Below are 26980 nucleotides of genomic sequence, written 5' to 3' on the forward strand. Positions count from 1 at the left end.
ACAGCCAGTCTGCTCCACGGCTTAAATCTGGGCGGAAACTACAAATCGCGCCCGAAAAGTCAAGCCTGTTTCGGCCGGAAAACCATCCGGGCGAGCGAAAGTACGAGGTAAAACCCGAAGAAGGCGACGATCGCCCAGGCAAAACCGTCATTGCCGGAAACGTCCATCGCCGCGCCGATCGCCTGCGGACCGACGACGGTGCCCACCGCATAGCAGAAGATGAAGGCGGCATTGGCGGCTGCAAGGTCCGCCCCGTGCAGGCGCGAGCCGAGGTGGCTGAGGCCCACCGTGTAGAGGCCGGCGACGCAGCCGCCCCACAGCAGCAGCACGGCGGCCATCAGCACCCAGCTGTGCGCGATGAGGGGCAGGCAGAGGGCGCCGACAAGGCCGATGACCGCCATGATGGTCAGCAGGCGCCTGCGGTCCTTCATGCGGTCGGAGAGCATGCCGAGCGGGATCTGGAACGCCATGTTGCCGATGCCCATGACGGTGAGCAGCAGGGCCGCCTGGGGCTCGCTGAAGCCGGCGCGCGTCGCATAGATGGGCAGGAGCGAGAGCCCGCCCACTTCCACCGCGCCGAAGATGAAGACTGCCGCCGTCGCCGTCGGCACGAGAAGGATGTAGCGCATGAAATGCAGCTCCGGCTTCTCGTCGATGATCGGGCTTTCGCCGCGCGCAATGAAGATGGGGGCGGCGGCAAGCAGGATGATGCCCGCGCCCACCGCGAAGGGCAGCACGCCGTCGCTGCCGAGGAGCGAGAAGAGCAGGGGCCCCGTGGCGAAGCCGAGCGAGAGAACCGTGGCGTAGATGCCGAGCACCAGGCCGCGCCGCCGGGGCGGGGCGGCGGCGTTGATCCAGAACTCCGAGAGGATGAAGAGCGTGGTGATCGCGCCGTGGAAGACAAGGCGGAGCGGAAACCACAGCCAGAAATTCTGGATGTAGTAGAAGCCGAGGCCGCTGACGGCCGCAAGCAGGATGGCGCCCAGCATGGTGGTCGAGGTGCCGCAGGCATGCGCAAGGCGCGTGGTGAAAGGCGCGGCGACCATGGCGGCGATACCGGCCATGGCGGAATTGATGCCGATGAGCGTGGAGGAGATGCCACGCTTTTCCATGATGATCGAGAGCAGCGGAAGGCCGAGGCCGATCGCGATGCCGACGGCGGAAATGGCGGCGACGGCTGCAATGAGAGACCGCCAGTGGATGCTGTCCACCGGGCCGGAGGTGCCGGATTGCGGCTGCGTCATATGCGGTCGATCCTCAAAGAAGGTCCCGAAGGAGGCGCCCGCGCTGGGTGTGGTACAGCGGCACGGCTCTTCCGAAGGGCAGAGACTTGTCTTCCTGAAGGCTTTTTCGAAGCTCTTCAAGGATCAATACGGTTATGTCGGGCATCTCGATGCCCTTGTGGTCAAAAATATCGACCCAGCGCAGGTCTTCCAGCTCGTGGCTCGCCGTCGCGCCGGCCGGATCGACGCCCGCCTCGTCGGTGAAGAGCGTGAAAAAGCGCGTGTCGAACCGCCGCACCATGCCGGCCGGCGTGATGGCGCGGGCGAGGAACCTGAGGCCGGAGAGGTCGGGACGGAAGGGCAGGGCGCTCGGCGCCGGTTCGGCAAGCGGCGTACCGACGGAAATGCCGGCTTCCTCGTAGAGTTCGCGCAGCGCCGCCACGCCGAGGGCGCGCAGGCGCGAATCGGAACAGCGCGTGCCGCTGCGCAGCGCCAGCCGCTCGCAGGCCTGCGGGTTCAGCGGATTGGCGACGGGAACGAGGCGGTCGCCCGCATCGCGCCGTCCGCCGGGAAAGACATAGACGTCCGGCATGAAGACGTGCTTGCTGCTGCGCCGGCCGACGAGCACGCGCATGCCCTCGCCAGACCGGTCGAGGAGCAGGATCGAGGCTGCATCGACGGGCCGGACGGGCGTCATGCCGTCCGGTCGCCGTAGGCGGACGTGGTTTCCGCTTCGGTTTCTTCCGGCTTGGCGCCGAAGCCGTGCATCTTCAGCGCCCATTGCAGGCCGATGGCGCCGCCCTTGATCGGCTGGAGCAAAAGAAGCGAGAGGATGACGGTGATCGGCGCCCAGATGGCCAGATGCTGCCAGGTGGTGAGCGGCCAGACGAGGTCCGTCGCCATGTAGCCGCCGAGCACGACATGACCGACGATGGTGATGACGAGATAGGGCGGCAGGTCGTCGGCGCGCTGGTGCGTATAGTCCTCGCCGCAGGCCGCGCAGTGATCGACGGGCTTGACGAAGGACTTGAACAGGCGGCCGGAACCGCAGGCCGGGCAGCGGTTCAGCATGCCGCGCTTGATGGCACGGCCGAGCGGGCGTTCCGCAGGCGTGTCGGCCGGGTTGTCGCCGAAATGCTGCATGCCGCCGTTGGTGTCGTTCGCCTGCATGTCCATGTCCTTCCCGCCGGCGCCTTCTCCGGCTGTTTTCTTCCTGCTGCGGCGCTCAGCGTCTTCCGCGCGGCGGGCGCGTGCCCGGCTGGCGGCGCGAGGCGCCATCCTTGCGCCGGCCCGACTTGTGGAAGGAGCGCACCGCCGTCGGCATCTTGCGTCCCTCGCTGATCATGTCGAACCGGAGAGAGCCGGCCAGCGGCACCGCTTCCGCGAGCTTGACGCGCACCGTGTCGCCGAGGCGATAGCCGAGCCCGGTCTTCTCGCCGGAAAGCGCCTGATGCGCCTCGTCATAGATGTAATAGTCGCGTCCGAGCATAGATATAGGCACGAAACCGTCGGCACCATACTCCGGCAGGGTGACAAAAAGTCCCGCCTTGGTGACGCCCGAGACGCGGCCGTCGAACTCTTCGCCGATGCGCCCGGCAAGGTGATGGGCGATCAGCCGGTCGACCGTATCGCGCTCGGCCGCCATGGCACGGCGCTCGAAGGTCGAGATTTCCGCGGAAATGTCGTCCAGCGCGGCCTCCTCGTCCGGCGTGATGCCGCCTTCGCCGAGCCCGAGCGAGCCCACCAGCGCCCGGTGCACGATGAGGTCCGCGTAGCGGCGGATCGGCGAGGTGAAATGGGCGTACCGCATCAGGTTGAGCCCGAAATGGCCGATGTTTTCCGGGCTGTAGATCGCCTGGCTCTGCGAGCGCAGCACCATCTCGTTCACCATCTGCTCGAAGGGCTTGTCCTTGGCTTTCGAAAGCACGCCATTGAAATGGTTGGAGCGCATGCTGCCGCCCTTCACCAGCGTGATGTCGAGCGTCTGCAGGAACTCGCGCAGCACCTCCTGCTTGGCGAGCGAGGGCGCGTCGTGCACACGGTAGACGAGGACCTGCCTCTTCTTCTCCAGCGTCTCGGCGGCCGAGACGTTCGCCTGGATCATCATCTCCTCGATGAGCTTGTGCGCATCGAGCCGCGGCGGCACGAAGACCCGGTCGACGGTGCCGTCCTCCTTCAGGAGGATCTTGCGCTCGGGCATGTCGAGCTCGAGCGGCTGGCGGCGGTTCAGGCCGACCGTCATGATCCGGTAGGCGTCCCACAGCGGCTTCAGGATCGTCTCGAGGATCGTACCGGTCTTGTCGTCGGCCGCGCCGTCGATGGCAGCCTGCGCCTGCTGGTAGGAGAGCTTTGCCGCGCTCTTCATCATGATGCGATGGAAGGTGTGGCTTGCCTTGCGGCCTTCATGCGAGAAGACCATGCGCACGGCGAGCGCCGGGCGGTCGACGCCTTCCTTCAGCGAGCAGAGGTCGTTGGAAATGCGCTCCGGCAGCATGGGCACCACGCGGTCCGGGAAATAGACCGAGTTGCCGCGCTTCAGCGCCTCGCGGTCGAGCGCCGATTTCGGCCGCACATAGTAGCTGACATCGGCGATGGCGACGGTGACGATCACGCCGCCCGGATTGTCCGGGGAGGGATCCGGCTCGGCGAAGACGGCGTCGTCGTGGTCCTTGGCGTCGGCCGGGTCGATGGTGATGAGCGGCAGGCTGCGCCAGTCCTCGCGGTGCGCCATGGTCGCGGGCCCTGCGGCCTCCGCCTCGCGGATCACCGCGTCGGAGAAGATATAGGGGATGCCGTGGGAATGGATGGCGATCATCGAGATCGCCTTTTCCGAGGCGACGGAGCCGATCACGCCCTTGATCTGCGCGCGCGGCAGGCCGTAGCGGCCCATGCGCACGACATCGATCTCCACGAGGTCGCCGTCCCTGGCGCCTGCCGTGAACTCCGCGTCGACGTCCATCTCCTCGCCGCGCCGGTCGATCGGCATGATGCGCCCGCCGCCGCCCGCCATGGCGCGGAAGACGCCCATGCCGGAATTCTTCTTCTTGTCGAGAACCTTGATGACCCGCGCCGTATAGGCCGGACCGCCGCGCTCCTTCGCCGGGAAGATCTTCGCCAGAACGCGGTCGCCGAGACCGGCGACGGGCGCCTTGTCCCTGCGCACGCCGCCCGACTGGCGGATCAGCACGGCAGGCGCGACGCCCGCATCGTCAAGCCATTCCGCCGGGCGGCCGATCAGCTCGCCGTCGATATCGCGCGTCGTGATGTCGAGAACGGTGACGGGCGGCAAGGCGCCGGGGCGGACGAGCGACTTGCGCCGCTTCTCCAGGAGCCCGTCCTCCTCGAAGGATTTCAGGAGCGCCTTCAGTTCCACGCGCGCCTCGCCCTTCAGGCCGAAGGCCTTGGCGATCTCGCGTTTCGATGCCTGCTCCGGATGCTCGGCGATGAAGCGCAGCAGCACGTCGCGCGGCGGGATGACGCCATGGATGATCGGGATGTTGTCTGCCGGCGGCACGTCACGGCCCGCGCGGCCGGGCCGCTTGGATTGTCCTGCCCGGCTGCGTGGTTCTCTCGTCATGCCGTCAGGCCTTCTTTGCCTTGGATGCGGCCTTGGCCTTGGGCGCCGCCTTCGGCTTTGCGGCCTTGGCATCGTCGGATTTTGCCGCCTTGGTGGTCTTCGTCGCCTTGGCCTTGCCCTTGATGGGCGTCTTGCCGGCCTTGTCGGCGATCAGCACGAGCGCCTCCTCCAGCGTGACGCTGTCGGCGGCCTTGCCCTTCGGCAGCGTCGCGTTGACCTTGCCCCAGTTCACATAGGGGCCGTACTTGCCGTCCCGCACGGTGACGGGGCCGCCGTCGGGATGGTCGCCGAGCGTCTTCAGCGCAGCGGGTGTGCCGCGCGAGCGGCCGCCGGGACCCTTGGACTGCTTGTCGGCGATCACCGAGACGGCGCGGTTGAGGCCGATCGAGAAGACGTCCTCGACGCTTTCGAGGTTGGCATAGCCGCCGTCGTGCAGCAGGAACGGGCCGTAGCGGCCGATGCCGGCGGAGATCATCTTGCCGGTTTCCGGATGCTGGCCGATATCGCGCGGCAGCGAGAGCAGGGCAAGCGCCTTCTCGTGGTCGATGCTCGCCGGCGTCCAGCCCTTCGGCAGGCTGGCGCGCTTGGCCTCCTTGCCGTCGCCGCGCTGCACATAGGGGCCGAAGCGGCCGGTGCGCAGCGTGATGTCCTCGCCGGTATGCGGGTCCTTGCCGAGGTTCTGCGGCTCGTTGGAGGCGGCGGCGTCCGCATCCGAGCCGTTGTCGGCGGAAAGCTGGCGGGTATAGTTGCATTCCGGATAGTTCGAGCAGCCGACGAAGGCGCCGAACTTGCCGAGCTTCAGCGAGAGCTTGCCGGTGCCGCAGACCTGGCAGATGCGCGGATCGCTGCCGTCCTCGCGCTTGGGGAAGACGAGCGGCGCCAGCTCTTCGTTGAGCGCGTCGAGCACATTGGTGACGCGCAGCTCCTTGGTATCCTCGATCTGCGCGAAGAAATCCTTCCAGAAATCGCGCAGGACCTGCTTCCAGTCGAGCTCGCCGGCCGAGATCTTGTCGAGCTTTTCCTCGAGGTCCGCCGTGAAGTCATATTCGACATAGCGCGTGAAGAAGCTTTCCAGGAAGGCGGTGACGAGACGGCCCTTGGCTTCCGGGATCAGCTTGCGCTTGTCGATGACGATGTATTCGCGGTCGCGCAGCGTGGCGAGCGTCGCGGCATAGGTCGACGGGCGGCCGATGCCGAGCTCCTCCATCTTCTTGATGAGCGAGGCTTCCGAATAGCGCGGCGGCGGCTCGGTGAAATGCTGGGTGGCGTTCACCTTCTGCTTGGTGACCGTTTCCTTCGCATTGATCTCCGGCAGGCGGCCGCCATCCTCGCCGTCGTCCGATTGCTCGCCGTCTTCCTTCTGGTCGGTATAGGCGGCGATGAAGCCATCGAAGCGGATGACCGAGCCGGTGGCGCGCAGGCCCGCCTTGCGCCCGCCATTGTCCGCCTCGATCTCGACCGTCGTGCGCTCGATCTCGGCGGAGGCCATCTGGCTGGCGATGCCGCGCTTCCAGACGAGGTCGTAGAGCCTCAGCTGGTCGGGATCGAGATAGCGTTTCACCTGGTCGGGCGTGCGGTCGAAGGAGGTCGGGCGGATCGCCTCGTGCGCTTCCTGGGCGTTCTTCGCCTTGGTGGAATAGAAGCGGGGCTTTTCCGGCACGTAGCGCTCGCCGAACTGGCTGGCGACGGCACGCCGGGCGGCGTCGATCGCCTCCGGCGCCATCTGCACGCCATCGGTACGCATATAGGTGATGAGACCGACCGTCTCGCCGCCGATGTCGATGCCCTCATACAGCTTCTGCGCGACCTGCATGGTGCGCGATGCCGAGAAGCCGAGCTTGGAGGAGGCGGCCTGCTGCAGCGTCGAGGTGGTGAAGGGCGGTGCGGGATTGCGCTTGGTGGGCTTGGCCTCGACGCTTTCGACGCGGTAGGCCGCGCCGTCGAGCAGCGCCTTGAGGCGGTTCGCCTCCTCGCCATTGCCGATCGACCGCGCCTGGAGGCGTTTGCCCTCCGCCGAAACGAGGCGGGCCTCGAACTCGTCGCCGCGCGGGGTCTTCAAGAGGGCGGAGAGGTTCCAGTATTCTTCCGAGACGAAACGCTCGATTTCGGCTTCGCGGTCGCAGACGAGGCGCAGCGCCACCGATTGCACGCGGCCGGCCGAGCGGGCGCCCGGCAGCTTGCGCCACAGCACGGGCGAAAGGTTGAAGCCGACGAGATAGTCGAGCGCGCGGCGGGCGAGATAGGCGTCGACCAGCGAGATGTCGATGTCGCGCGGGTTGCGCATGGCGTCGAGCACGGCCGACTTGGTGATGGCGTTAAAGACGACGCGCTTGACCGGCTTGTCGCCGATCACGCGCTTCTTCTTCAAGACATCGAGCACGTGCCAGGAGATGGCCTCGCCTTCGCGATCCGGGTCGGTCGCGAGAATGAGGCCATCGGAGGACTTCATCGCGTCGGCAATGTCCTTGATGCGCTTGGCCGAGGCGCTGTCCACTTCCCAGGACATCTCGAAATCCTCGTCCGGGCGCACGGAGCCGTCCTTGGCGGGCAGATCGCGCACATGGCCGAAGGAGGCAAGCACCTTGTAGCCGGGGCCGAGATACTTGTTGATCGTCTTGGCCTTGGCGGGCGATTCCACAACTACAACATTCATCGTCATTTCTCTGATACCGGGAGCGCGCGCGGGAATGCGCGGCGAAAGGGCGCTCTTGCGCCGGAAAGTCGTGTCTCGACATGAACAGACAAAGCGTCCGGGTCAAGAGGTAGGGGTGAAATTAGTGGGATACAACGAGTTGCAACCAAAACGAGATAATTTAGATGTTGCACTTATAGATGCAAGTCATATACGCTGAAATGCAACCTATGCGATATAATTCAGGTGTTGCAATTATGGATAATCATTGTATCGTCTTCTGGGCGTAGGAATTGCAACCTAACGGTGATTCTGAAATCCCTGGGACAACGGAAAAGCTATGAACTCGAAACCTTCCAAGCCCGCGCTTCCGCCGCATACCGCAGAGGAGAACATCGCCTACACACGTCAGATGTTGGGCGAGTTGCGCACGGTCGCGCACAACGAGGGCGCCGACATGCTGCGCTATTTCATCGAGATGGCCTATGTGGAGGCGGGGGATATCCTGGCCGGCCTGCGGCCGCTTTCAGTCCGGGCTCATCGAGACCCGGCCGTCGGCATGCCGCTGAAGCCGGCCGGCAAGATCAAGTTCTAGGAGGACGAGGTAGACGCTCGCCGCCGCGATGCCGGTATGGCGGATGATCTCGTCGATCTCGGCCGGCACCTGGCTCAGCGCCTCCGCGATGCGCTCCCGTTCGCCGTCGCTCGGCGGCAGCCTGAGGGTCGGCGGCACGTCCTCCGCGGGTTCGCCGGCCCCCGGGCGCGGGGTGAAGAGGTCGGGTTCGCAGAGCGGCCGCAGCCCCTCCAGCACATCCTCCGGTGCCGTCACGATCGTCGCGCCGTCCTTGAGCAGGCCGTTCGTGCCCTCGCAGCGCGGATCGAGCGGCGAGCCGGGCACGGCGAAGACCAGCCGGCCGAAATCCGCCGCGTTGCGCGCGGTGATCAGCGAGCCGGAGCGCACCGCCGCCTCCACCACCACCAGGCCCAGCGACATGCCGGCGATCAGCCGGTTGCGGCGGGGAAAGTCCCGGGCGCGGGGCTCCCAGCCGAACGGCATCTCGCTGACGGCAAGGCCCTGTCCCTCGGTGAGTTCCGCCAGCAGGCCGATGTTTTCCGGCGGATAGGGCTTGTCGAGGCCGCCGGCCATGGCCGCGATCGTGCCGGTATCGAGGCTGGCGCGGTGGGCGGCCGTGTCGATGCCGCGGGCAAGGCCGGAAACGATGGAATAGCCCGAGCGGCCGATCTCGCGCGCCAGCAGGCCGGCGAATTTCACGCCGGAAATCGAGGCGTTGCGCGCGCCGACGATGCCGACGCCCGGTGCCGCGGCAGCGGTCCGGTTTCCCTTGACGGCGAGAAGCGGCGGCGCGCCGTCGATCTGGCGCAGCAGCGGCGGATAGTCCGGCTCGCCGATGCCGACGAAGGCCGCGCCGTGCCGTTCGGCGATTTCCAGCTCGCGTTCGGCCTCGGCCCTGCTGGCGACGCGGATGCTGCGCGACGCGCCGCCACGGCGGGAAAGTTCCGGCACCATGTCCAGCGCCGCTTCGGCGCTGCCGAAATGGTTGATGAGCTCGCGAAAGGTGACCGGCCCGACATTGTCGCTGCGGATGAGCCGCAGCCAGGCGATCCTCTGTCGGTCCGTCAGCGCAATTCCCCTCGTCGTTGCGCTGCGCTCGTCCATCTCTATCCCTTGCTGCCGATCTTGCTTTCCGTGCCGCCGAGCAGGCGGCTGATATTGGCGCTGTGCTTCCACCAGGTGATCACCGTGAGGAGGGCGAACAGCAGCGCCACCTTCTCGTGGCCGAGAAACCACAATACAACCGGAGATACGATGGTTGCAACCAGGGCGGAGAGGGACGAATAGCGCGTCAGATAGGCGACGCCGACCCACACGGCGGCGAAGACGGCGAGCATGACAGGCACGAGGCCGAGCAGCAGGCCGACATAGGTCGCGACCCCCTTGCCGCCCTTGAAGCCGAGCCAGACGGGAAAGAGATGGCCGAGGAAGGCGGCAAGGCCCGCCGTAAGGCCGGCATCGAGCCCCCAGCGCGAGGCGATGGCGGTGGCGGCCGTGCCCTTTAGGGCGTCGAGCAGCAGGGTCGCCGCGGCGAGTTTCCTGTTGCCGGTGCGCAGCACGTTCGTCGCGCCGATATTGCCGGAGCCGATCTGGCGCACGTCGCCGAGCCCGGCCATGCGGGTGAGGATCAGGCCGAAGGGGATGGAGCCGAGGAGATAGCCGAAGGCGAGGGCGGCGAGCGTCGGCAGGACGCCGAGCTGCCAGGTGAAGATGTCGGACACGTCAGTTCCCCCGTTCCAATGTCTGCATGCGGGGCGTGGATCCTCGGGTCGAGCCCGAGGATGACGGAGAGGGGAGGTGCTACCGACCCCATCAAACGGTCCGGCAGGGGCAACGTTTCTCAACGTCTTCCGATCTTCCTTCTTCCGTCATCCTCGGGCTCGACCCGAGGATCCACGCTCTCCGCCGGACCGATGTCCCTTTCAGTCCAGCGAATACACCCGTTCGCCGGCAACATAGGTGCTAATCGCGCGTCCCGTAAAGCGGGCATCTTCGAAGGGCGTGTTCTTCGAGCGCGAGACGAAGCGGTCCTTGGTGGCGAGCCAGGGCTCGTCGGGATCGATCAGCACGATGTCGGCGCGCGCGCCGGGCGAAAGCGTGCCGGCGTCAAGGCCGAAGATCTGCGCCGGCCGTGTCGAGAGCGCATCGAGGAGCCGCATCAGCGGAACCTCGCCGCTGTGATGCAGCCTGAGCGCCGCCGCCAGCATGGTCTCGAGGCCGATCGCGCCATCGGCCGCGTCCGCGAAGGGCAGGCGCTTGGTGTCGACGTCCTGCGGGTCGTGCGAGGAAACGATGATGTCGATCTCGCCGCGGGCGAGTGCGTCGACCATGGCCTTGCGGTCGTCCTCGCCGCGCAGCGGCGGGGAGAGCTTGAAGAAGGTGCGGTATTCGCCGATGTCGTTCTCGTTCAGCGTCAGGTGGTTGATCGAGATGCCGCAGGTGACGTCCGCGCCGCGCTCCTTCGCGCGCTTCACCGCTTCGGCCGATTCCGGCACGGAGATCTGCGCCGCATGGTATTTGCCGCGCGTCAGGCCGGCGATGCGCAGGTCCCGTTCGAGCGGGATCAGTTCGGCCTCGCGCGGGCTGCCGGAAAGGCCGAGCCAGCTTGCGAGCAGCCCCTCGTTCATCACGCCGCCGGCGCCGAGATACTTGTCGCGGGTTTCGAGCGCGATGACGCTGCCGAATTCGCGGGCATAGGTCATGGCCCGGCGCAGCACCTGCGCATTGTGCATCGGGTTGCGGCCGTTGGTGAAGGCGACGGCGCCGGCGTCCTTCAGGAGGCCGAATTCGGTCATCTCCTCGCCGGCAAGCCCCTTGGTGAGGGCCGCGGCGGGGTGGATGTTGACGATGGCCTTGTCGCGGGCGTTCTTCAGCACGAATTCGACGAGCGCGATGTCGTCGATGACGGGATCGGTGTCCGGCATGGTGATGAAGGTGGTGACGCCGCCGGCGGCCGCCGCACGGGAGGCCGATTCGATCGTCTCGCGGTGTTCGGCGCCGGGTTCGCCGACAAAGACGCGGGCATCGACGAGGCCGGGGGCGGCGATGAGGCCGCGACCGTCGACGATCTCGGCGCCTTCCGGTGCGCCCTGGTTCTGCGCGCCGCTGCCGATGGCGGCGATCCTGCCGTTCTCGATGACGATGGAGCCCTTTTCGTCCAGGTTGCGCGAGGGGTCGAGGATGCGGAGGTTTTTCAGGACGGTGGTGCGGGTCATGCGCGGACACCCTGGTTCTGCGAAACGAGAAGCGTTTCCATCACGGCCATGCGGACGGCGACGCCCATCTCGACCTGCTGCTCGATGACGCTCTGCGGCCCGTCGGCGATCTCGGAGGCGATCTCCACGCCGCGGTTCATCGGCCCGGGATGCATGACGAGCGCATCCTCCTTCGCCGCCTTGAGCTTTTCCGCGTCGAGCCCGTAATAGTGGAAATATTCGCGCACCGAGGGCACGAAGGCGCCGGACATGCGCTCGCGCTGCAGGCGCAGCATCATCACGACGTCGGCATCCTTCAGGCCTTCCTCCATGGAGTGGTAGACCTCCGCGCCCATGTCGGCGATGCCGGAAGGAAGAAGCGTCGCAGGCGCGACGACGCGCACGCGCGCGCCCATGGCGTTGAGCAGCAGGATGTTCGAGCGGGCGACGCGCGAATGCAGCACATCGCCGCAGATCGCGACGATGATGCGCGAGAGCTTGCCCTTGGCGCGGCGGATGGTCAGCGCGTCGAGCAGGGCCTGGGTCGGATGCTCGTGCTGGCCGTCGCCGGCATTGACCACCGAGCAGGAGACTTTCTGCGCCAGCAGCGCGGCGGCACCGGCGGAGGAGTGGCGCACGACCAGCACGTCCGGGTGCATGGCGTTCAGCGTCATCGCCGTATCGATCAGCGTCTCGCCCTTCTTCACCGAGGAATTGCCGACCGACATGTTCATCACGTCGGCGCCGAGGCGTTTTCCGGCAAGCTCGAAGGAGGATTGCGTGCGGGTGGAGGCTTCGAAGAACAGGTTGATCTGCGTCAGGCCCCGGAGGGTCGACGTTTTCTTCTCCCGCTGCCGGGAGATTTTCACCGCCTCGTCGGCGCGGTCGAGCAGGTGCGTGATCTCCTGCTCCGTCAGGCCCTTAATGCCGAGAAGGTGGCGATGCGGAAAGAAGTCCATGAAACTCCGCCTCAACTGTCGTGGATACGCGGGGTCTATAGAGGGTCGGTTCCCCCGCGGCAAGGCGAAGCGGCGGCAAGGCCGCGCATTCCCACGCTTTTGTGAAGCCCGGGGCGCCGGCGGCCGCAAGGCCCCGTTTCGCCCCGCCGCGACTTGGGCTAGAACCCGCTCATGACTCGCGACAAGACGACCGAACAGAAACTCGCCGATCTCAACCAGCCGCCGCTCTGGTCGGGCATCAACGCCTATCGCTCCGACCCACTGCTGGTCGATGCCACCGACGCCATGCCGAAGGGCCTGCGCGACGAGTTCGACGCGATCGGCCGTTCCGTGACCTCGCCGGAAGCGCAGGAACTCGCCCGTATGGCGAACGAGGGCGTGCCGCAGCTGCGCACCCACGGCCCGCGCGGCGAGCGCCTCGACGTCGTCGACTACCACCCCGCCTGGCACGCGCTGATGCGCCGCTCCATGGCGAGCGGCCTGCATTCCTCGCTGTGGGAGAATGTGCCGGACGAGAAGGGCAGGGCGCACAAGGCGCGCGCGGTGCGCTTCTACCTGACCGCCCAGCTCGAATGCGGCCATCTCTGCCCGCTGACCATGACGAGCGCCTCGGTCGCGGCCCTTTCCGTCTCGCCGCAGGTGCAGCGCGAATGGGGCCGGAAGATCCTGTCGCGCAAGTATGACAGCACCAACAAGCCCGCCATGCAGAAGAGCGCCGTCACCATCGGCATGGGCATGACGGAAAAGCAGGGCGGCACGGATGTGCGCGCCAACACCTCCACCGCCGAGCGCGTCGGGGAGGGCATCTACCGGCTTTCCGGCCACAAATGGTTCATGTCGGCGCCGATGAGCGACGGTTTCGTCATGCTCGCCCAGACGCGCGAGGGCGTCGGCTGCTTCCTCGTGCCGCGCCTCCTGGAGGACGGCTCCAGCAACGGCCTGCGCTTCCAGCGCCTGAAGGACAAGGTCGGCAACCGCTCCAACGCCTCCTCGGAGGTCGAGTTCTCCGAAACCTTCGGCTTCCTGCTCGGCACGCCCGATGCCGGCATCCGCACCATCCTCGACATGGTGACGCTGACGCGGCTCGACTGCGCGCTGGCCTCCTCCGGCATCATGCGCGCCTCGCTCGCAGAAGCCGTGCACCATACGCGTGGCCGCACCGTCTTCGGCAAGCCGCTGGTCGCCCAGCCGATCATGACGCGCGTGCTTGCCGACATGGCGCTCGACGTCGCAGCCGCGACCGCGCTCTCCCTGCGCCTGGCGGAGGCCTTCGACAAGGCGCGCGACAGCGCCGAGGATGCCGCCTATGCCCGCATCATGACGCCGGTGACGAAATACTGGTGCTGCAAGATCGCGCCCGCTCTCATCTACGAGGCGATGGAGTGCATCGGCGGCAGCGGCTATGTCGAGGAGCGGCCGATCGCCCGGCATTACCGGGAGGCGCCGGTCAACGCGATCTGGGAAGGCTCGGGCAATGTCATGGCGCTCGACCTGATGCGCGTCATCGGCCGGGGCAGGGACCTGTTCGAGATGCTGTTCGCCGGGCTTGCCCGCGATCTCGGCCCGGCCGGCAAGAAGACGGCCGACGTGCTGCGCGCGGCGCTGTCGCTCTGCGAGCGCGACGAGGGGGCGGCCCGCATGCTGGTCGAGCAGCTGGCGCTTGCCGCCGCCGCGGCCGAGCTCTACCGCGCCGGTGCCGGCCGCATCGCCGATGCCTTCCTCGAGACGCGCCTCGCCTCGGGCTGGCGTTCGACCTACGGCATGCTCGATTCGCGCTTCGATTCGGCCTATATCGTCGACCTGCTCTATCCGCCGGCAAGGTAGGCGGTCGCGGCCAGCACGACCGGGATCGTGAAGAACGAGGCGATCGTCTGCAGCGTGGCGACGGCGGCATAAAGCGGCGCGTCGCCGCCCATCTGCTTGGCCAGCACATAGCCGTTCATCGCCGTCGGCACGCTCGCCCCCATGGCGATCGTCAGCAGCGGCTCGCCGCGCATGCCGAGGACATAGGCGGCCGCCGTCATGACCAGCGGCATGAACACGAGCTTCAAGGCGACCGGCAGCAGCGCCAGCGGCCGGGGTTTCAGCGCATCGGCAAGCTTCAGCCCGGCACCGACCATGATCAGGCCGAGGCTGAGCGAGGTGCCGGCGACGAGTTCCGCCGCCTGCATCAGCGGCGCGTAGACCGGGATTTCCAGAAGGTTGATGGTGACGCCGAGCACCGAGCCGATGATCATCGGATTGGTGACGATTTTCTGCGCGAATGTCCTGAGGCTGCGCGTGCCGCCGCCGAACCAGACGAGAATGCCGATATTGTAGAGGTTGATCGGGATGATGATCAGCGTGGCGACCAGCGCGACCAGCGCAAGGCTTTCCGGCCCGTAGAGCTTTTCGGCGATGGCAAGCGCGATGAAGGCGTTCCAGCGCGTCGAGGTCTGGTAGACCGAGGTATAGGCGGCACCCGAGACGCCGGCGGCGCGAAAGAGCGGCCAGGCGAGCGCCAGCAGCAGCGCGATGAAGCTCAGCGAGCCGATGGAGCCGAGCGCCACGCTGCCGGCGGCGATGCCGGAAAACTCGGCCTTGGCGAGCGTCGTGAAGAGCAGGCATGGAAAGAGCACGAAGAAACCGAGCTGCTCGAGCCCGTTCCACATGTCGCGGTCGATCAGCCGCCAGCGCTTGAGAAAAACCCCCAGCACGACGAGCAGGAAGACGGGAAGGATGCTTTCGAAGATGGCGAGCATGGGAACCGGGGCGGGCGAGGAAATGGTCGCTGCTCATTCCACGCCTTGGGCGGGCTTGCAAGGCTTGCCCGCGGCGGGACCCGTGTGGAAATTAACCTTAATGAAGGGTTTGCGTTGCGCGGACAGGGTTAACGGGTGAAGGTGCCGTTTACCTGGTGTTAACCATGTGAGCGAGTGCAGCCTATGGCCAGAACGGCCCGGATTTCGGTCATGACGACCCTGTTTTGTTTTGCGGCGGTGGATATCGTCGTTCCGCTTCTCGTCATCGCCGCGGGCGTGGCGGTCAGCGAGATCGTCTTTGCGGCCGGCGACCTTCTCGCACCGAAGAGGAGGGCGGCATGAAGTGGTTCCTGATTCTCTGGGCCGGCCCCATCGCGCTGCTCGGCAGCTGGTACGGGCTTTCCTATTACGACATGAGCTTCGGCTTCTTCATGCTGACGCGCGATGCGCATGACCTGGTGTTCCAGATCTACGGCCATATCCTCGGTATCCCGCCGGAGGACCTGCCGCCGCTGGTGCTGCGCGCCATCATCGTCGACAGCTTCCTCGTGCTCGGCATCATCGCCTTCCGGCGCCGCGGGAAGATTGCCGCCTGGTGGCAGGCCCGCCGTCAGTCCGCGCCCGCCGCCCTTGCCAGCGACGAGAGCCTGTCCAGCGCGCCCTGAAGGATGAAGGAGGCGGCGGCCGAATCGATGCGTTCGGCCCGCTTCCTGCGCGACACGTCCATCTCGATCAGCGTGCGCTCCGCCGCCACCGTCGACAGCCGCTCGTCCCAGAAGACGAAGGGAATGTCGGTCTTCTCGGCCATGGAGCGCACGAAGGCGCGTGTCGCCTGGACGCGCGGCCCGGCGCTGCCGTCCATGTTCATCGGCAGGCCGATGACGAAGGCGGCGACCTTCTCCTGGGCCGCGAAGGCCAGCAGCACCTCGGCGTCCCGGGTGAACTTCACGCGTTTCAGCACCGGACGCGGCGTCGCCAGCCGCCGGCCGAGATCGGAGACCGAAAGCCCGATGGTCTTCGTGCCGAGGTCGAGGCCGGCGATCGGCTGGCCGGGCGCGAGCGTTGCGGCCAGTTCTTCCAGTGTCAGCGTTGCCATGAAGGCCCCTCTCAGCGCTTGCGTACGAATTCCGTGCGCAGGACCAGGCCCTTGATGGCTTCATGCCGGCAGTCGATCTCCTCCGGATTGTCGGTGAGGCGGATCGACTTGATCACCGTGCCCTGCTTCAGCGTCTGGCCGGCGCCCTTCACCTTCAGGTCCTTGATGAGCACGACCGAATCGCCATCGGCAAGCACGGTGCCGCTGGCATCGCGCACCTGGTTCTGCGCCGCCTTCTCCGCGGCGATTTCGGATGCCGGCCGCCATTCGCCGGTCGCTTCGTCATAGATATAGTCGTCGTCGCTCATGGCGGCTCCTTGCATGTTGCTCCATCTTCAAGGCCACGCTTATAACGATCCGGCGATGGATGGAAACGGCCTTCTCCGGTTCTATATTGCGCCAAGGACCCCAACGGGAGAACAAGCATGAAAATCACCTGGCTCGGCCACTCCGCCTTCCGGATCGAAACGGCGAAAGCCAGGATCCTGATAGACCCGTTCTTCACCGGCAATCCCGCCTTCGACGAGGCGACCCGCAAGGACGCGGTGGCGGGCCTTACCCATATCCTGCTGACCCACGGTCACGGCGACCATGTCGGCGATACGATCAAGATCGCGAAGGAGACCGGCGCGACCGTGCTCGCCAATGCGGACCTTGCCGCCTGGCTCGGCGCCAAGGGCGTGGAAAAGGTCGACATGGGCAATACCGGCGGCACCGTGCAGTTCGATGGTTTCTCGACCACCTTCGTCAATGCGCTGCATTCCTCCGCGCAGATCACCGAGGACGGCGTCTCCCATTCGCTCGGCAATGCCAACGGCCTCGTCCTGCATTTCGAGGACGAGCCGACGCTCTATCACATGGGCGACACCGACATCTTCTCCGACATGGCGCTGATCAACGAGCTGCACCAGCCGGAAATCGGCCTCGTGCCGATCGGCGACCGCTTCACCATGGGCGGTGCCGTCGCGGCGCTCGCCTGCCAGCGCTTCTTCACGTTCGACACGGTCATCCCCTGCCACTACGGTTCCTTCGGCCTGCTGGCGCCGACGGCCGATCTTTTCGTCAAGGCTATGGACGGTGCTTCGGCGAAGATCGAGGTGCCGGGCGTCGGCAGCGTGGTCTCGCGCTGAGGGGCGGCCGCTCATCCGGCCTGCCGACCACCTTCTCCCCGCAAGCGGGGCGAAGGAGACCTGTAGCGCGCTCTTTCCGACCAATGCCCGTTCGCATGGGCCGTTCCCTTTCCCCGCTTGGCGGGAAGAGGGCTAGGGTGAGGGGCAGGATGCCCGTCTGATTCCATGCTTTGCGACGCGCATGCCGGCAGGCAGGCGGGGGACTTGTCGGCAAATGCGGCCATTCCCCCGTTGCGCCCCTTGGGCTTGGTCAGTATAGCGGGTAGAAATTTCTGAGCGGAGACCACCCATGTCCGTAGATCTAGCCACCGTGAAGCGCGTCGCGCGCCTTGCCCGCATCGCCGTCAGCGAGGAAGAGGCAAACCGCATGACCGGCGAGCTGAACGGCATCCTCGGCTTTGTCGAGCAACTGTCCGAAGTCGATGTCGACGGCGTCGAGCCGATGACCTCCGTCACGCCGATGGAAATGAAGAAGCGCCAGGACATCGTCAACGACGGCAACAAGGCGGATGCCATCGTCGCCAATGCGCCGGCCTCCGAGCGCAACTTCTTCCAGGTTCCGAAGGTGGTGGAGTAGTCCTTGGCCGTCACCCTCGCCATCGAGAGCCCGCTTGACGAAGAGGTTCGCGCGCTGGTCGCGGAGCTGAACACCGTCCTGCTCGCGCTCTCGCCGCCGGAGGCCTGCTACCACCTGACCGTCGAGCAGATGGCCGAGCCGACCGTGACGGTCTGGATCGCCCGCGACGAGGGGACCGTCGTCGGCTGCGGCGCGCTGAAGCGCCATTCCGCGACGGTGGGCGAGGTGAAGCGCATGTTCACCCGGCCGGACTGGCAGGGGCAGGGCATCGGCCGGCGCATCCTTGGTGAGATCCAGGCCGCCGCCGAACGGGAAGGGCTGGAAACGCTCGTGCTCGAAACCGGCGACCGCCATCCGGCCGCCTGGGCGATTTACGAGAAGGCGGGCTTTACCCGCTGCGGCCCCGTGCTCGACTACCCGGATTCACCCTATTCCATATTCTATCAAAAGCAGCTTCGCGCTGCCTGACCCGAAGTGACCGCACCCATGACCGATCTGACCCGCCTGACCATTGCCGAAGCCCGCGAAAAGCTCGGCGCCAAGGAGATCACCGCCGTCGAGCTGACGGATGCCTATCTCGGCGCGATCGAGGCGGCGAACCCGACGATCAACGCCTATGTCGCCGTGACGCCGGAAAAGGCGCGCGACATGGCGAAGGCCTCCGACACCCGCATCGCCGCCGGCAAGGCCGGCGCGCTGGAGGGCATCCCGCTCGGCATCAAGGACCTGTTCGCCACCGAGGGCGTGCACACCCAGGCCTGCAGCCACATCCTCGACGGCTTCAAGCCCAGATACGAATCGACCGTCACCCAGAACCTCTGGAACGACGGCGCCGTCATGCTCGGCAAATTGAACATGGACGAGTTCGCCATGGGCTCCTCCAACGAGAGCTCCTATTACGGCGCGGTCAAGAACCCGTGGCGGGCGAAGGACTCCAATGCCGACCTGGTGCCGGGCGGCTCGTCCGGTGGCTCGGCGGCGGCCGTCGCCGCGTTCCTGTGCGCCGGCGCGACGGCGACGGATACCGGCGGCTCCATCCGCCAGCCCGCCGCCTTCACCGGCACCGTCGGCATCAAGCCGACCTATGGCCGCTGCTCGCGCTGGGGCATCGTCGCCTTCGCCTCCTCGCTCGACCAGGCCGGCCCCATCGCCCGCGACGTGCGCGATGCGGCGATCCTGCTGACGTCCATGGCGAGCGTCGATGCCAAGGACACCACCTCGGTCGACCTGCCGGTGCCGGATTACGAAGCCGCGCTCGGCCAGTCGCTGAAGGGCATGCGCATCGGCATTCCGCGCGAATACCGCGTCGAAGGCATGCCGGAGGAGATCGAGGCGCTCTGGCAGCAGGGCATCGCCTGGCTGAAGGAGGCCGGCGCCGAGGTCGTCGACATTTCCCTGCCGCACACGAAATACGCGCTGCCGGCCTATTACATCGTGGCGCCCGCCGAGGCCTCGTCGAACCTTGCCCGCTATGACGGCGTGCGCTACGGCCTGCGCGTCGACGGCAAGGACATCGTCGACATGTACGAGAAGACCCGCGCGGCCGGCTTCGGCCAGGAGGTCAAGCGCCGTATCATGATCGGCACCTACGTGCTGTCGGCCGGCTACTACGACGCCTACTACCTCCAGGCGCAGAAGGTCCGCACGCTGATCAAGCGCGACTTCGAGCTCGCCTTCAATGCCGGCGTCGATGCGATCCTGACCCCCGCGACGCCGTCCTCCGCCTTCGGCATCGCCGACGAGGAGCTCGCATCCGATCCCGTCAAGATGTACCTGCAGGACATCTTCACCGTCACGGTGAACATGGCGGGCCTGCCGGGCCTTTCCGTGCCCGCCGGTCTCGACCACAAGGGCCTGCCCCTCAGCCTCCAGCTCATCGGCAAGCCCTTCGAGGAGGACGTCCTCTTCAAGACCGCGCATGTCATCGAAAAGGCAGCCGGCCGCTTCACGCCGGCCAGGTGGTGGTAAGGGGCTTTCAGCTCCCTCATCCGCAGCCGCGGGCTCACGGTTTCGATCGCCCGATCGTGTCGTAACGGCAACACCTGCCGTTACGACAGGCGCGCCTGCGCCTTTTTCGCTTGATCCTTCCCGAAGTCGAGAATAAACGCGCCCTCCCGGTCGTTCAGCCGGTGCGGATGTCAACGGATGGAGTTTTTCCGCTCCTCCCGCGCGCGGCGGCCCTGCCGTCGTCGTGTACGGATGCCGCACCGAGAAGACTGGTATTGCGGACCTAGCTCAGTGGCAGAGCACCGGACATTCCTCCGGAGGTCGCGGGTTCGATTCCCGTTGTCTGCTCCATTGGATAGCTCAGTGGTAGAGCATCAGACTGTTACTCTGACTGTGGAAGGTTCGAATCCTTCTCCAAACAGCCTTCCAAGCTGTCTTACATCCGGTCCGGGGACCGGACTGCGGACGGCGGACCGCAAGCGGGCCGAAAGGCGCACGTGCGGAAAGCCCGACGCCGGACGTCTGCGGTCCGGTTCGCGGTGATGGTCAAGCCGCCTTCCGGCCGGCAAGGGCGCTGTGGCGCCCGCGCCCGCCGAAGGGCCGCGCGATCCTCTCCCGAAAACCCGCCGCCGGTGGCCGTCAGCCGGTTCCCGGATCATGCCTGTTGAAAGATACCCCGCCCGCAGGTTCCCCGGGCGATCCGGGTTTCCTCGGGAACTGGCAAGGGAAGCGAAGCCTGCTTTGGTTCGCGGCATCCCGCCGCCGATGCCAATCGAAACCAACGACGAAAGGACGATCGGTTCATGACGTAGCGTATGACCGAAGGAGCAGAACGATGACGATATTTCTCGATAGGATCCGGGGGCGCAAGCGCGTCCTCGTGAAGGCAAACGAACGGGTGCTCGCCCTCTACAGGGGAGAGATCCTCGGCATTTTCGGCGCGGGCGAACACATCCTGCCGAACCGCCGCGGCATGCTGGAGCTGGAGCGTCACGACGTGAACCGGCCGGCCTTCGTCTCGGCCTACGAGAAGCCGCTGTTCGACAGGCTCCCGGAGGTCGCGCAGCGCGAGCTGACGGTCTTTCGCACGAACGCCCGCGAGGTGGCCGTCGTCGAGCGCGACGGCGAGCTCCACGCGGTTCTTGCGCCGAACCAGAAGCTTACGGTCTGGAACGCGGCAGGCCCGTGGACCGAAACGCGCGTCGATCTTGCCGGCGGGCTCGATGTCGATCCGGAGCTGATGCGCCGGCTGACGCGGGCGCGCCGCCTGGAACTCGTCACGGCCTTCATGGTCAATGACGGGCAGGTCGGCCTGCTGACCGTCGACGGGACGCACCAGCGCATGCTGGAGCCGGGTCTCCACGCCTTCTGGAACGTCGGCCGGACGATCCAGGTGCGCGTGGTCGACCTCAAGCGCCAGTCGCTCGACGTCACCGGTCAGGAGCTGCTCACCCGCGACAAGGTCACGATCCGGGTAAACATCGCTGCCGAATACCGCGTCGTCGAGCCGCTGAAGGCCGTGTCGGAGGTCAAGGACTTCGCGGATGCCCTCTACCGGGCGCTGCAGTTCGCCTTCCGCCAGACGCTCGGCACGCTGACGCTCGACCAGATCCTCGAACGCAAGGTGACGGTCCATGCGGAGGCGGCCGAGAAGGTCCGCGCCGACATGGCGGCGATCGGGGTCGAGGTCTCGGCCATCGAGCTCAAGGACGTGATCCTGCCGGGCGAGATGCGCGACATCCTCAACCAGGTCGTCGCTGCGGAAAAGCAGGCCGAGGCCAACGTCATCCGCCGCCGCGAGGAAACGAACGCCACCCGTTCGCTCCTCAACACGGCGAAGGTGATGGCGGAGAACCCGGTCATGCTGCGGCTGAAGGAGCTGGAGGCGCTGGAGGCCATCGCCGGCAAGGTCGAGCGCCTGACCATCCACAACGGGACGGCGGGCCTGATGAACGACCTCGTGCAGCTCCGCGACAAGTAGGGGATCGCCCGGCCGGAAGGCCGGGCGGTTCCGTTTGTGCCGGCATTCGCCCCTTTCTCCCCATCATCTCCGTGGATAGCCGTGCGCCTCCCTCGCCAAGTCTTTCCGGCAGTGCTTTCATGGCAGCGGAAAGGACTGCCCGCATGATCGCCGTTCGCAATGCCCGTGAGGACGATGTTCCGGCTCTCGTCGAAATCGGCGTCCGGGCCTGGGAACAGGCCGTCGTCGGGGTCGCCGACCTCCAGGTGCGGCGCGACTATGCCCGCAATGCCTTCCAGCAGTTCCTCGCCCGCCACTGGCTGCGGGTGAGCGTCGCCGAAGTCGAGGGCTGGCCGGCGGGATGGGCGTCGCGCGAGGCGCTGGACGACGAGATCAGCGACCTCTGGATCGACCCGCCGCAGCAGAAGAAGGGGCTCGGCGCTGCCTTGCTCGCCGCCATGGAGGCGGAGATCGTCGCGGCGGGCTTCGAGGCGGCGCGCCTGCAGACGCATGCCCGCAACACGGTGGCCGTCGGCTTCTTCCAGAAGCACGGCTATAGCGTGAACTGGCTGTCCATCGACTATTCGGAACGGCTCGACCGCGACGTCGAATCAGTCGGCCTGCGCCGGCAGCTCGTCGCGGACGCGCCGGTCGGCTACGGGCCGGGCGGGTTCTGAGGGGAGGCGGGCTTTCGCCGCGCCTCCCGCCGGTTCACTGGTTGTCCTGCTGGGAACGTACCAGCTCCAGGCCGCGCTGCGTGATGCGGTACGGCCTGCCGCCGGAGGAGGCGATGCACCGCCGGCGTTTCAGCTTGCGGAAGAGGTCGATGTCGAGGCCGTTTGCCCGCCAGCCGTCCCGCGTGATGCAGACGACCGTCATGATCTTCCGGTTGTCGTCTTTTTCGATGTCGATCCTGCCGCCCTGGGCGAGCAGGTGGAGAATGCGCTGTTCGGCGCGCGAAATGTCCATTGTCTTGAGAATCCGTCCGGCGTTCGGATGAACGCGAAAAAACGTTCCGCCACCCGGGAGTGGCGGGGTTCATCGTTTTTCCAGACCCTGCGCGCAAGCTTAGCGGGCAGGGTCCTCAGCGGGTCTCAGACGAGTTGGACATCAAAACTCCATTTGCGGATGCCCCGGAATAGCCGGGGCATCCGCAAAGGTCAATGTGCCGGCCAGATCAGGGAATGATGCAGGAAGACGGCGGTCTTCACTCCGTTGGCCGCGGCAAGCGAGATGTTCGCCGGCCCGAGCGCGATGTCGCCGGCCGCATAGAGGCCGGGCAGCGAGGTCTGGCCGGTGTCGTCGGTGTGGAGGATGTTGCCGATCGGCGTTTCCTTCAGCGTCAGGCCGCGCTCGGCCGGAATGGCGCTCCGCACCCGTGCCTCCGGCATCACGAAGAGCGCCTTGACCAGGGTCGGGATGCCCGGCCCCGTCTCGACGGACAGCATGCCGTCCGGCCCGTCGGCGATGGCGGTGACGCGGCCCGGCCGGAGCTTCACATTGCGTTCGGCAAGCACCGCAAGGGCCGCATCGTCCGGTTCCGGCGCCATGTTGGTGAAGAGCGTGACATTGCCCCAGTCGGCGACCACCGCCGCAAAGCGCGCCGCCTCGGCCGTGCGCGCCAGGACGCCGACCGGGCCGCCGCCAACCTCGTAGCCATGGCAATAGGGGCAATGCAGCACCGTCTTGCCCCACCGTTCGGCAAGGCCGGGGATCGCCGGCAACTGGTCCTCGAAGCCGGTGGCAAGCAGCACGCGGCGCGCCTCGATCCGCCCGCCGTCGCCGGCGACGACGGAGAAGGCGTCCTTCTCGCCCTCCAGCCGCTCGGCCGGCACGTCGCGGAAGGTGACGGTCCCGTAGGCGGCAAGCTGCCGGCGGGCATCGGCGAGGATGTCGCGGCCCGGCCGGCCGTCCTGGGCGAGGAAGCCGTGCGAATGGGCGGCGAAGCGGTTGCGCGGCTCGCCGGTGTCGAGAATGGTGATGCGGCGGCGGGCGCGGGCGAGCTGCAGGGCGGCGGAGAGGCCGGCAAAGCCCCCGCCGATGATGATGGCATCTTCGGTCATGGTTCATCCTTTCTTTGGAACGTGCGGCATCGCGCACCCGAGAGGTCTCGGTCGTTCGATGCAGGGTATCGGGAGGGCGTTCCCGCTTAGCCGGTATCGGCCCGGCAGCGTTTCGCCGCCACCCGGAAATCGGCGGCGAGGTCTGCCAGCGTCGTGCCGGCGAAGCGCGCCATCAGGATCGCCTCGGCATCCTTCAGCGCCTCGCCGATCACCCGGTTGACGGATTGCTCGACAACGCAGCCCGGCATCTCCGTCGCCGGGCCGATCTGGAAGACGATCGGCTCGCCGAGCGCGTTGTAGATGTCGAGCAGCGAGATGTCGGCGAGCGGCCGGGCAAAATGCCAGCCGCCGCCATGGCCGCGGCCGGACTGCACGATGCCGGCCTCGCGAAGGCCGGCCATGGTGCGCCGGACGACGACGGCGTTGGTGTCGAGGCAGAGCGCAAGGTCGTCCGAGGTCATCGGCGCCTCGCGCTCGGCCATGTGCATGAGGGCGTGAAGCACGGCGGAAAGGCGGCTGTTTCTTTTCATGTAACAATAATAGTTACGAATCGTCCTGCCTGTCAACCGGCGCCCGGGGGAAGAGGGGCCGGATATGCGGCAAAGCCTTGCACCGGCCGGCCATATGTTCTACCGAGGCAGGCAAATCCGAGGCTTTCGCAAAGAGCATCCCATGACCATCGTCGACGTCCGTACCCCCGATCCGAAACGCTTGATCCCCGGCGCCACCGGCGACTGGGAGGTCATCATCGGCATGGAGGTGCACGCCCAGGTCCTCTCCAATTCCAAGCTGTTCTCCGGCGCCTCCACCGAATTCGGCAAGGCGCCGAACGCCAACGTCTCGCTCGTCGATGCCGCCATGCCGGGCATGCTGCCGGTCATCAACGAGGAATGCGTCAAGCAGGCCGTGCGCACCGGCCTCGGCCTGAAGGCCGAGATCAACCACCGCTCGATCTTCGACCGCAAGAACTACTTCTATCCGGACCTGCCGCAGGGCTACCAGATCTCCCAGTTCAAGGACCCGATCGTCGGCGAGGGCAAGATCACGATCTCGCTCGGGCCCGACCGCCAGGGCAATTTCGAGGATATCGAGATCGGCATCGAGCGCCTGCACCTGGAGCAGGATGCCGGCAAATCGATGCACGACCAGCATCCGACCATGTCCTATGTCGACCTCAACCGTTCGGGCGTCGCGCTGATGGAGATCGTCTCCAAGCCGGACATGCGCTCGTCGGACGAGGCCAAGGCTTACATGACGAAGCTGCGTTCCATCGTGCGCTATCTCGGCACCTGCGACGGCAACATGGACGAAGGCTCCATGCGCGCCGACGTCAACGTCTCCGTGCGCCGTCCGGGCGAGCCTTTCGGCACGCGCTGCGAGATCAAGAACGTCAACTCCATCCGCTTCATCGGCCAGGCGATCGAATATGAAGCCCGCCGCCAGATCGGCATTCTGGAGGACGGCGGCACCATCGACCAGGAAACCCGTCTGTTCGACCCGGGCAAGGGCGAGACGCGCTCCATGCGCTCGAAGGAAGACGCGCACGACTACCGCTATTTCCCCGATCCGGACCTCCTGCCGCTGGAATTCGACAACGAGTTCGTCGGCAAGCTGCTCGCCGGCCTGCCGGAACTGCCCGACGACAAGAAGATCCGCTTCGTCAAGGATCTCGGCCTGTCCGTCTACGACGCCTCGGTGCTCGTCTCGGAAAAGGCGATCGCCGATTATTACGAGGCCGTGGCCGCCGGCCGCGACGGCAAGATCGCCGCCAACTGGGTCATCAACGACCTGCTGGGCGCCTTGAACAAAGCCGGCAAAGCCATTGAAGAGACTCCGGTTTCACCCGCCCAGCTTGGGCAGATCATCGATCTCATCAAGGACGGCACGATTTCCGGCAAGATCGCCAAGGACCTCTTCGAGATCGTCTGGAACGAGGGCGGCAACCCGGCCGAGATCGTCGAGACGCGTGGCCTGAAGCAGGTGACGGATACCGGCGCCATCGAGAAGGCCGTCGACGAGATCATCGCCGCCAACCCGGACCAGGTCGAGAAGGTGAAGGCCAAGCCCACGCTTGCCGGCTGGTTCGTCGGCCAGGTGATGAAGGCGACGGGCGGCAAGGCCAACCCGCAGGCGGTGCAGGCCCTCGTCAAGGCCAAGCTCGGCATCGAGGACTGAAGCGATTCCAGGAAAAGTGTGAAGCGGTTTTCCGTCCGGAATCGCTTCAAAACAAAGGAATTTTCCATGTTCTTCGTCCGCACGGCCTCCGAGCGCGATCTGGCGAAGGTCAGCGCGCTTCTGGCCGAGACGTGGCATGCCACCTATGACGCGCTTTACGGCGCCGACAAGGTGAGCGAGATCACTGCGCGCTGGCATGCCGTGCCGGCGCTGAAGGCCCGGCTGGAGCGCAAGGACAGCGAGTTCGTCGTCGCCGACAACGGTAGGGAGCTTGCCGGCATGGGGTATGCGGCCATGACGAAGGATCGGCCGAAGGCGGCGTTCCTGCACCAGCTCTACGTGCTGCCGCGCTACCAGCGCCAGGGTATCGGCCGCGACATGTTCGCCGAGCTCGAGACCTGCTTTCCCGATGCCAGCACCATGCTCCTGGAGGTCGATCCGCGCAACGAGGCGGCGGTCGCCTTCTACCAGGCGCACGGCTTTGCCAAGGTGGGCGAGGCGCGGCATACGGCGGACGCGATCTCCGGCATGCCATTGGATGTCTACGAGAAGCCGCTCGGTGGCTGACCCGCGGCGAAAAGCCGTGGGCGAAGGGGCGGGAATCGCTGGACATTCCGGTGCTCTCGCGCCATAAGCGGAGGAAAGATCGCCCGCTTTCCGCGGGCGGCCCAACAGTCTCGGGCCGCGCTTCCGGCACGGCCCTGCCAAGGACGCCAGCCCATGAACCTTCTCAAGCAGATCTTCACCTGGTGGAACGGTCAGACGATCGGCACCCGCTTCCACACCTGGCGCTTCGGCACCCGGGTCGGCCAGGACGAATTCGGCAATGTCTATTACCAGGGCGGCAAGGATTCCGAAGGCCGCACGCGCCGCTGGGTGATCTATAACGGTTACGCCGAGGCCTCGGCCATTCCCGCGGGCTGGCATGGCTGGATGCATCACCGCACCGACGTTTCCCCGGCCGACGAGACGTACCAGGCCCGCGAGTGGGAAAAGCCGCACCGCCAGAACCCGACCGGCACCGCCCAGGCCTACCGTCCGCCGGGCTCGCTCGCCGCCGCCGGCGAACGTCCGCGCGTGACGGGCGATTACGATGCCTGGACGCCGGGCAACTGATACCGATTTGGCCACA

At 66.5% G+C, this 26980-nt stretch carries 28 protein-coding genes and 1 tRNA gene; 14 read left to right on the forward strand and 15 right to left on the reverse strand.

Annotated elements, in window-relative coordinates:
- Nucleotides 1-59: 59 nt before the first annotated feature.
- The 5 genes from AABQ55_RS11585 to topA form a co-directional block, all read right to left on the reverse strand.
- Nucleotides 60-1244 (reverse strand): MFS transporter, encoded by a 1185-nt coding sequence (locus AABQ55_RS11585; RefSeq protein WP_244765806.1) that lies wholly within the window; start codon nt 1242-1244, stop codon nt 60-62.
- A 13-nt stretch (nt 1245-1257) separates the two neighbouring features.
- Complete coding sequence (locus AABQ55_RS11590; protein WP_244765805.1) at nt 1258-1920, reverse strand: NUDIX hydrolase; 663 nt, start codon at nt 1918-1920, stop codon at nt 1258-1260.
- Nucleotides 1917-2366 (reverse strand): DUF983 domain-containing protein, encoded by a 450-nt coding sequence (locus AABQ55_RS11595; RefSeq protein WP_272807438.1) that lies wholly within the window; start codon nt 2364-2366, stop codon nt 1917-1919. The genes AABQ55_RS11590 and AABQ55_RS11595 overlap by 4 nt, the downstream gene beginning before the upstream one ends.
- A gap of 82 nt (nt 2367-2448) precedes the next feature.
- Complete coding sequence (rnr, locus tag AABQ55_RS11600) at nt 2449-4800, reverse strand: ribonuclease R (protein WP_272805108.1); 2352 nt, start codon at nt 4798-4800, stop codon at nt 2449-2451.
- 4 nt (nt 4801-4804) lie between these two features.
- Nucleotides 4805-7453, reverse strand: coding sequence for a type I DNA topoisomerase (gene topA, locus AABQ55_RS11605; RefSeq protein ID WP_272805109.1), 2649 nt, complete (start codon nt 7451-7453; stop codon nt 4805-4807).
- A 319-nt stretch (nt 7454-7772) separates the two neighbouring features.
- Between topA and AABQ55_RS11610 the strand changes: the two genes are divergently transcribed.
- The gene (locus AABQ55_RS11610; RefSeq protein WP_272805110.1) at nt 7773-8027 is read left to right on the forward strand and encodes a hypothetical protein; all 255 of its coding nucleotides are present in this window, start codon (nt 7773-7775) and stop codon (nt 8025-8027) included.
- On the opposite strand, the gene dprA is transcribed toward AABQ55_RS11610, so the two are convergent.
- The 4 genes from dprA to AABQ55_RS11630 form a co-directional block, all read right to left on the reverse strand.
- Complete coding sequence (dprA, locus tag AABQ55_RS11615) at nt 7959-9110, reverse strand: DNA-processing protein DprA (protein WP_272805111.1); 1152 nt, start codon at nt 9108-9110, stop codon at nt 7959-7961. The genes AABQ55_RS11610 and dprA overlap by 69 nt on opposite strands.
- Before the next feature lie 2 nt (nt 9111-9112).
- The gene (gene plsY / locus AABQ55_RS11620; RefSeq protein ID WP_272807439.1) at nt 9113-9718 is read right to left on the reverse strand and encodes a glycerol-3-phosphate 1-O-acyltransferase PlsY; all 606 of its coding nucleotides are present in this window, start codon (nt 9716-9718) and stop codon (nt 9113-9115) included.
- Between the two features lie 210 nt (nt 9719-9928).
- Nucleotides 9929-11221 (reverse strand): dihydroorotase, encoded by a 1293-nt coding sequence (locus AABQ55_RS11625; protein ID WP_272805112.1) that lies wholly within the window; start codon nt 11219-11221, stop codon nt 9929-9931.
- A complete protein-coding gene (locus AABQ55_RS11630; RefSeq protein WP_244765799.1) occupies nt 11218-12159 on the reverse strand; it encodes an aspartate carbamoyltransferase catalytic subunit in 942 nt (313 codons plus the stop codon). Before AABQ55_RS11630 ends, AABQ55_RS11625 begins: the two co-directional genes overlap by 4 nt.
- A 171-nt stretch (nt 12160-12330) precedes the next feature.
- Between AABQ55_RS11630 and AABQ55_RS11635 the strand changes: the two genes are divergently transcribed.
- Nucleotides 12331-13983 carry an acyl-CoA dehydrogenase family protein gene (locus AABQ55_RS11635; protein WP_244765798.1) on the forward strand — a complete coding sequence of 551 codons (1653 nt, stop codon included), beginning with the start codon at nt 12331-12333 and terminating at the stop codon, nt 13981-13983.
- On the opposite strand, the gene AABQ55_RS11640 is transcribed toward AABQ55_RS11635, so the two are convergent.
- Nucleotides 13965-14900 (reverse strand): AEC family transporter, encoded by a 936-nt coding sequence (locus AABQ55_RS11640; RefSeq protein ID WP_272805113.1) that lies wholly within the window; start codon nt 14898-14900, stop codon nt 13965-13967. The two genes, AABQ55_RS11635 and AABQ55_RS11640, sit on opposite strands and share 19 nt — an antisense overlap.
- 210 nt (nt 14901-15110) lie before the next feature.
- On the opposite strand from AABQ55_RS11640, the gene AABQ55_RS11645 reads away from it, so the two are divergent.
- Entirely contained in the window at nt 15111-15242 is a 132-nt protein-coding gene (locus AABQ55_RS11645; RefSeq protein ID WP_272805114.1) for a hypothetical protein, read from the forward strand.
- Nucleotides 15239-15565: a DUF6105 family protein gene (locus tag AABQ55_RS11650; protein WP_272805115.1), complete on the forward strand. Its 327-nt coding sequence runs from the start codon at nt 15239-15241 to the stop codon at nt 15563-15565. Before AABQ55_RS11645 ends, AABQ55_RS11650 begins: the two co-directional genes overlap by 4 nt.
- Here the strand turns inward: AABQ55_RS11650 and ruvX are convergent.
- Both ruvX and AABQ55_RS11660 read right to left on the reverse strand, forming a co-directional pair.
- The gene (gene ruvX, locus AABQ55_RS11655; protein WP_272805116.1) at nt 15511-15996 is read right to left on the reverse strand and encodes a Holliday junction resolvase RuvX; all 486 of its coding nucleotides are present in this window, start codon (nt 15994-15996) and stop codon (nt 15511-15513) included. The genes AABQ55_RS11650 and ruvX overlap by 55 nt on opposite strands.
- An 11-nt stretch (nt 15997-16007) precedes the next feature.
- Nucleotides 16008-16304 carry an alkylphosphonate utilization protein gene (locus tag AABQ55_RS11660; protein WP_272805117.1) on the reverse strand — a complete coding sequence of 99 codons (297 nt, stop codon included), beginning with the start codon at nt 16302-16304 and terminating at the stop codon, nt 16008-16010.
- Nucleotides 16305-16421: 117 nt separating this feature from the next.
- On the opposite strand from AABQ55_RS11660, the gene AABQ55_RS11665 reads away from it, so the two are divergent.
- From AABQ55_RS11665 to AABQ55_RS11695, 7 genes are all read left to right on the forward strand, one after another.
- Nucleotides 16422-17126 (forward strand): metal-dependent hydrolase, encoded by a 705-nt coding sequence (locus tag AABQ55_RS11665; protein ID WP_272805118.1) that lies wholly within the window; start codon nt 16422-16424, stop codon nt 17124-17126.
- 289 nt (nt 17127-17415) lie between these two features.
- Nucleotides 17416-17703, forward strand: a complete 288-nt coding sequence (gene gatC, locus AABQ55_RS11670; protein WP_272805119.1) for an Asp-tRNA(Asn)/Glu-tRNA(Gln) amidotransferase subunit GatC — start codon at nt 17416-17418, stop codon at nt 17701-17703.
- 3 nt (nt 17704-17706) lie between these two features.
- Nucleotides 17707-18171, forward strand: coding sequence for a GNAT family N-acetyltransferase (locus tag AABQ55_RS11675; RefSeq protein ID WP_272805120.1), 465 nt, complete (start codon nt 17707-17709; stop codon nt 18169-18171).
- 18 nt (nt 18172-18189) lie between these two features.
- Nucleotides 18190-19671, forward strand: coding sequence for an Asp-tRNA(Asn)/Glu-tRNA(Gln) amidotransferase subunit GatA (gene gatA / locus AABQ55_RS11680; RefSeq protein ID WP_272805121.1), 1482 nt, complete (start codon nt 18190-18192; stop codon nt 19669-19671).
- Nucleotides 19672-19927: 256 nt separating this feature from the next.
- Nucleotides 19928-20001: transfer RNA gene (locus AABQ55_RS11685), tRNA-OTHER, on the forward strand.
- A gap of 484 nt (nt 20002-20485) precedes the next feature.
- Entirely contained in the window at nt 20486-21631 is a 1146-nt protein-coding gene (locus AABQ55_RS11690) for a slipin family protein (protein ID WP_272805122.1), read from the forward strand.
- Between the two features lie 143 nt (nt 21632-21774).
- Nucleotides 21775-22287 (forward strand): GNAT family N-acetyltransferase, encoded by a 513-nt coding sequence (locus AABQ55_RS11695; RefSeq protein ID WP_272805123.1) that lies wholly within the window; start codon nt 21775-21777, stop codon nt 22285-22287.
- A gap of 34 nt (nt 22288-22321) precedes the next feature.
- Here AABQ55_RS11695 and AABQ55_RS11700 read toward each other — a convergent pair whose 3' ends face one another.
- The 3 genes from AABQ55_RS11700 to AABQ55_RS11710 form a co-directional block, all read right to left on the reverse strand.
- Nucleotides 22322-22579 carry a YjhX family toxin gene (locus AABQ55_RS11700; protein ID WP_272805124.1) on the reverse strand — a complete coding sequence of 86 codons (258 nt, stop codon included), beginning with the start codon at nt 22577-22579 and terminating at the stop codon, nt 22322-22324.
- A gap of 191 nt (nt 22580-22770) precedes the next feature.
- A complete protein-coding gene (locus tag AABQ55_RS11705; protein ID WP_272805125.1) occupies nt 22771-23673 on the reverse strand; it encodes an NAD(P)/FAD-dependent oxidoreductase in 903 nt (300 codons plus the stop codon).
- Between the two features lie 86 nt (nt 23674-23759).
- Nucleotides 23760-24203: an Rrf2 family transcriptional regulator gene (locus AABQ55_RS11710; protein WP_064329819.1), complete on the reverse strand. Its 444-nt coding sequence runs from the start codon at nt 24201-24203 to the stop codon at nt 23760-23762.
- A gap of 142 nt (nt 24204-24345) precedes the next feature.
- On the opposite strand from AABQ55_RS11710, the gene gatB reads away from it, so the two are divergent.
- From gatB to AABQ55_RS11725, 3 genes are all read left to right on the forward strand, one after another.
- Nucleotides 24346-25848: an Asp-tRNA(Asn)/Glu-tRNA(Gln) amidotransferase subunit GatB gene (gene gatB, locus AABQ55_RS11715; protein WP_272805126.1), complete on the forward strand. Its 1503-nt coding sequence runs from the start codon at nt 24346-24348 to the stop codon at nt 25846-25848.
- A 66-nt stretch (nt 25849-25914) separates the two neighbouring features.
- Nucleotides 25915-26415, forward strand: a complete 501-nt coding sequence (locus tag AABQ55_RS11720) for a GNAT family N-acetyltransferase (RefSeq protein WP_272805127.1) — start codon at nt 25915-25917, stop codon at nt 26413-26415.
- A gap of 153 nt (nt 26416-26568) precedes the next feature.
- On the forward strand, nt 26569-26964 hold the full coding sequence (locus AABQ55_RS11725) for an NADH:ubiquinone oxidoreductase subunit NDUFA12 (protein ID WP_064329820.1): 396 nt from the start codon (nt 26569-26571) through the stop codon (nt 26962-26964).
- Nucleotides 26965-26980 lie beyond the last annotated feature (16 nt).

This window comes from Shinella sp. WSD5-1 (assembly GCF_963942435.1).
GTDB lineage: Bacteria > Pseudomonadota > Alphaproteobacteria > Rhizobiales > Rhizobiaceae > Shinella > Shinella yambaruensis.

Excerpts from the sequence above, each read along its gene's own strand:
- AABQ55_RS11585 (WP_244765806.1), bottom strand. The coding sequence starts at position 1,244 with ATGACGCAGCCGCAATCCGGCACCTCCGGCCCGGTGGACAGCATCCAC.
- AABQ55_RS11590 (WP_244765805.1), bottom strand. The coding sequence starts at position 1,920 with ATGACGCCCGTCCGGCCCGTCGATGCAGCCTCGATCCTGCTCCTCGAC.
- AABQ55_RS11595 (WP_272807438.1), bottom strand. The coding sequence starts at position 2,366 with ATGCAGCATTTCGGCGACAACCCGGCCGACACGCCTGCGGAACGCCCG.
- rnr (WP_272805108.1), bottom strand. The coding sequence starts at position 4,800 with ATGACGAGAGAACCACGCAGCCGGGCAGGACAATCCAAGCGGCCCGGC.
- topA (WP_272805109.1), bottom strand. The coding sequence starts at position 7,453 with ATGAATGTTGTAGTTGTGGAATCGCCCGCCAAGGCCAAGACGATCAAC.
- AABQ55_RS11610 (WP_272805110.1), top strand. The coding sequence starts at position 7,773 with ATGAACTCGAAACCTTCCAAGCCCGCGCTTCCGCCGCATACCGCAGAG.
- dprA (WP_272805111.1), bottom strand. The coding sequence starts at position 9,110 with ATGGACGAGCGCAGCGCAACGACGAGGGGAATTGCGCTGACGGACCGA.
- AABQ55_RS11625 (WP_272805112.1), bottom strand. The coding sequence starts at position 11,221 with ATGACCCGCACCACCGTCCTGAAAAACCTCCGCATCCTCGACCCCTCG.
- AABQ55_RS11630 (WP_244765799.1), bottom strand. The coding sequence starts at position 12,159 with ATGGACTTCTTTCCGCATCGCCACCTTCTCGGCATTAAGGGCCTGACG.
- AABQ55_RS11635 (WP_244765798.1), top strand. The coding sequence starts at position 12,331 with ATGACTCGCGACAAGACGACCGAACAGAAACTCGCCGATCTCAACCAG.
- AABQ55_RS11640 (WP_272805113.1), bottom strand. The coding sequence starts at position 14,900 with ATGCTCGCCATCTTCGAAAGCATCCTTCCCGTCTTCCTGCTCGTCGTG.
- AABQ55_RS11645 (WP_272805114.1), top strand. The coding sequence starts at position 15,111 with ATGACGACCCTGTTTTGTTTTGCGGCGGTGGATATCGTCGTTCCGCTT.
- AABQ55_RS11650 (WP_272805115.1), top strand. The coding sequence starts at position 15,239 with ATGAAGTGGTTCCTGATTCTCTGGGCCGGCCCCATCGCGCTGCTCGGC.
- ruvX (WP_272805116.1), bottom strand. The coding sequence starts at position 15,996 with ATGGCAACGCTGACACTGGAAGAACTGGCCGCAACGCTCGCGCCCGGC.
- AABQ55_RS11660 (WP_272805117.1), bottom strand. The coding sequence starts at position 16,304 with ATGAGCGACGACGACTATATCTATGACGAAGCGACCGGCGAATGGCGG.
- AABQ55_RS11665 (WP_272805118.1), top strand. The coding sequence starts at position 16,422 with ATGAAAATCACCTGGCTCGGCCACTCCGCCTTCCGGATCGAAACGGCG.
- gatC (WP_272805119.1), top strand. The coding sequence starts at position 17,416 with ATGTCCGTAGATCTAGCCACCGTGAAGCGCGTCGCGCGCCTTGCCCGC.
- gatA (WP_272805121.1), top strand. The coding sequence starts at position 18,190 with ATGACCGATCTGACCCGCCTGACCATTGCCGAAGCCCGCGAAAAGCTC.
- AABQ55_RS11690 (WP_272805122.1), top strand. The coding sequence starts at position 20,486 with ATGACGATATTTCTCGATAGGATCCGGGGGCGCAAGCGCGTCCTCGTG.
- AABQ55_RS11695 (WP_272805123.1), top strand. The coding sequence starts at position 21,775 with ATGATCGCCGTTCGCAATGCCCGTGAGGACGATGTTCCGGCTCTCGTC.
- AABQ55_RS11700 (WP_272805124.1), bottom strand. The coding sequence starts at position 22,579 with ATGGACATTTCGCGCGCCGAACAGCGCATTCTCCACCTGCTCGCCCAG.
- AABQ55_RS11705 (WP_272805125.1), bottom strand. The coding sequence starts at position 23,673 with ATGACCGAAGATGCCATCATCATCGGCGGGGGCTTTGCCGGCCTCTCC.
- AABQ55_RS11710 (WP_064329819.1), bottom strand. The coding sequence starts at position 24,203 with ATGAAAAGAAACAGCCGCCTTTCCGCCGTGCTTCACGCCCTCATGCAC.
- gatB (WP_272805126.1), top strand. The coding sequence starts at position 24,346 with ATGACCATCGTCGACGTCCGTACCCCCGATCCGAAACGCTTGATCCCC.
- AABQ55_RS11720 (WP_272805127.1), top strand. The coding sequence starts at position 25,915 with ATGTTCTTCGTCCGCACGGCCTCCGAGCGCGATCTGGCGAAGGTCAGC.
- AABQ55_RS11725 (WP_064329820.1), top strand. The coding sequence starts at position 26,569 with ATGAACCTTCTCAAGCAGATCTTCACCTGGTGGAACGGTCAGACGATC.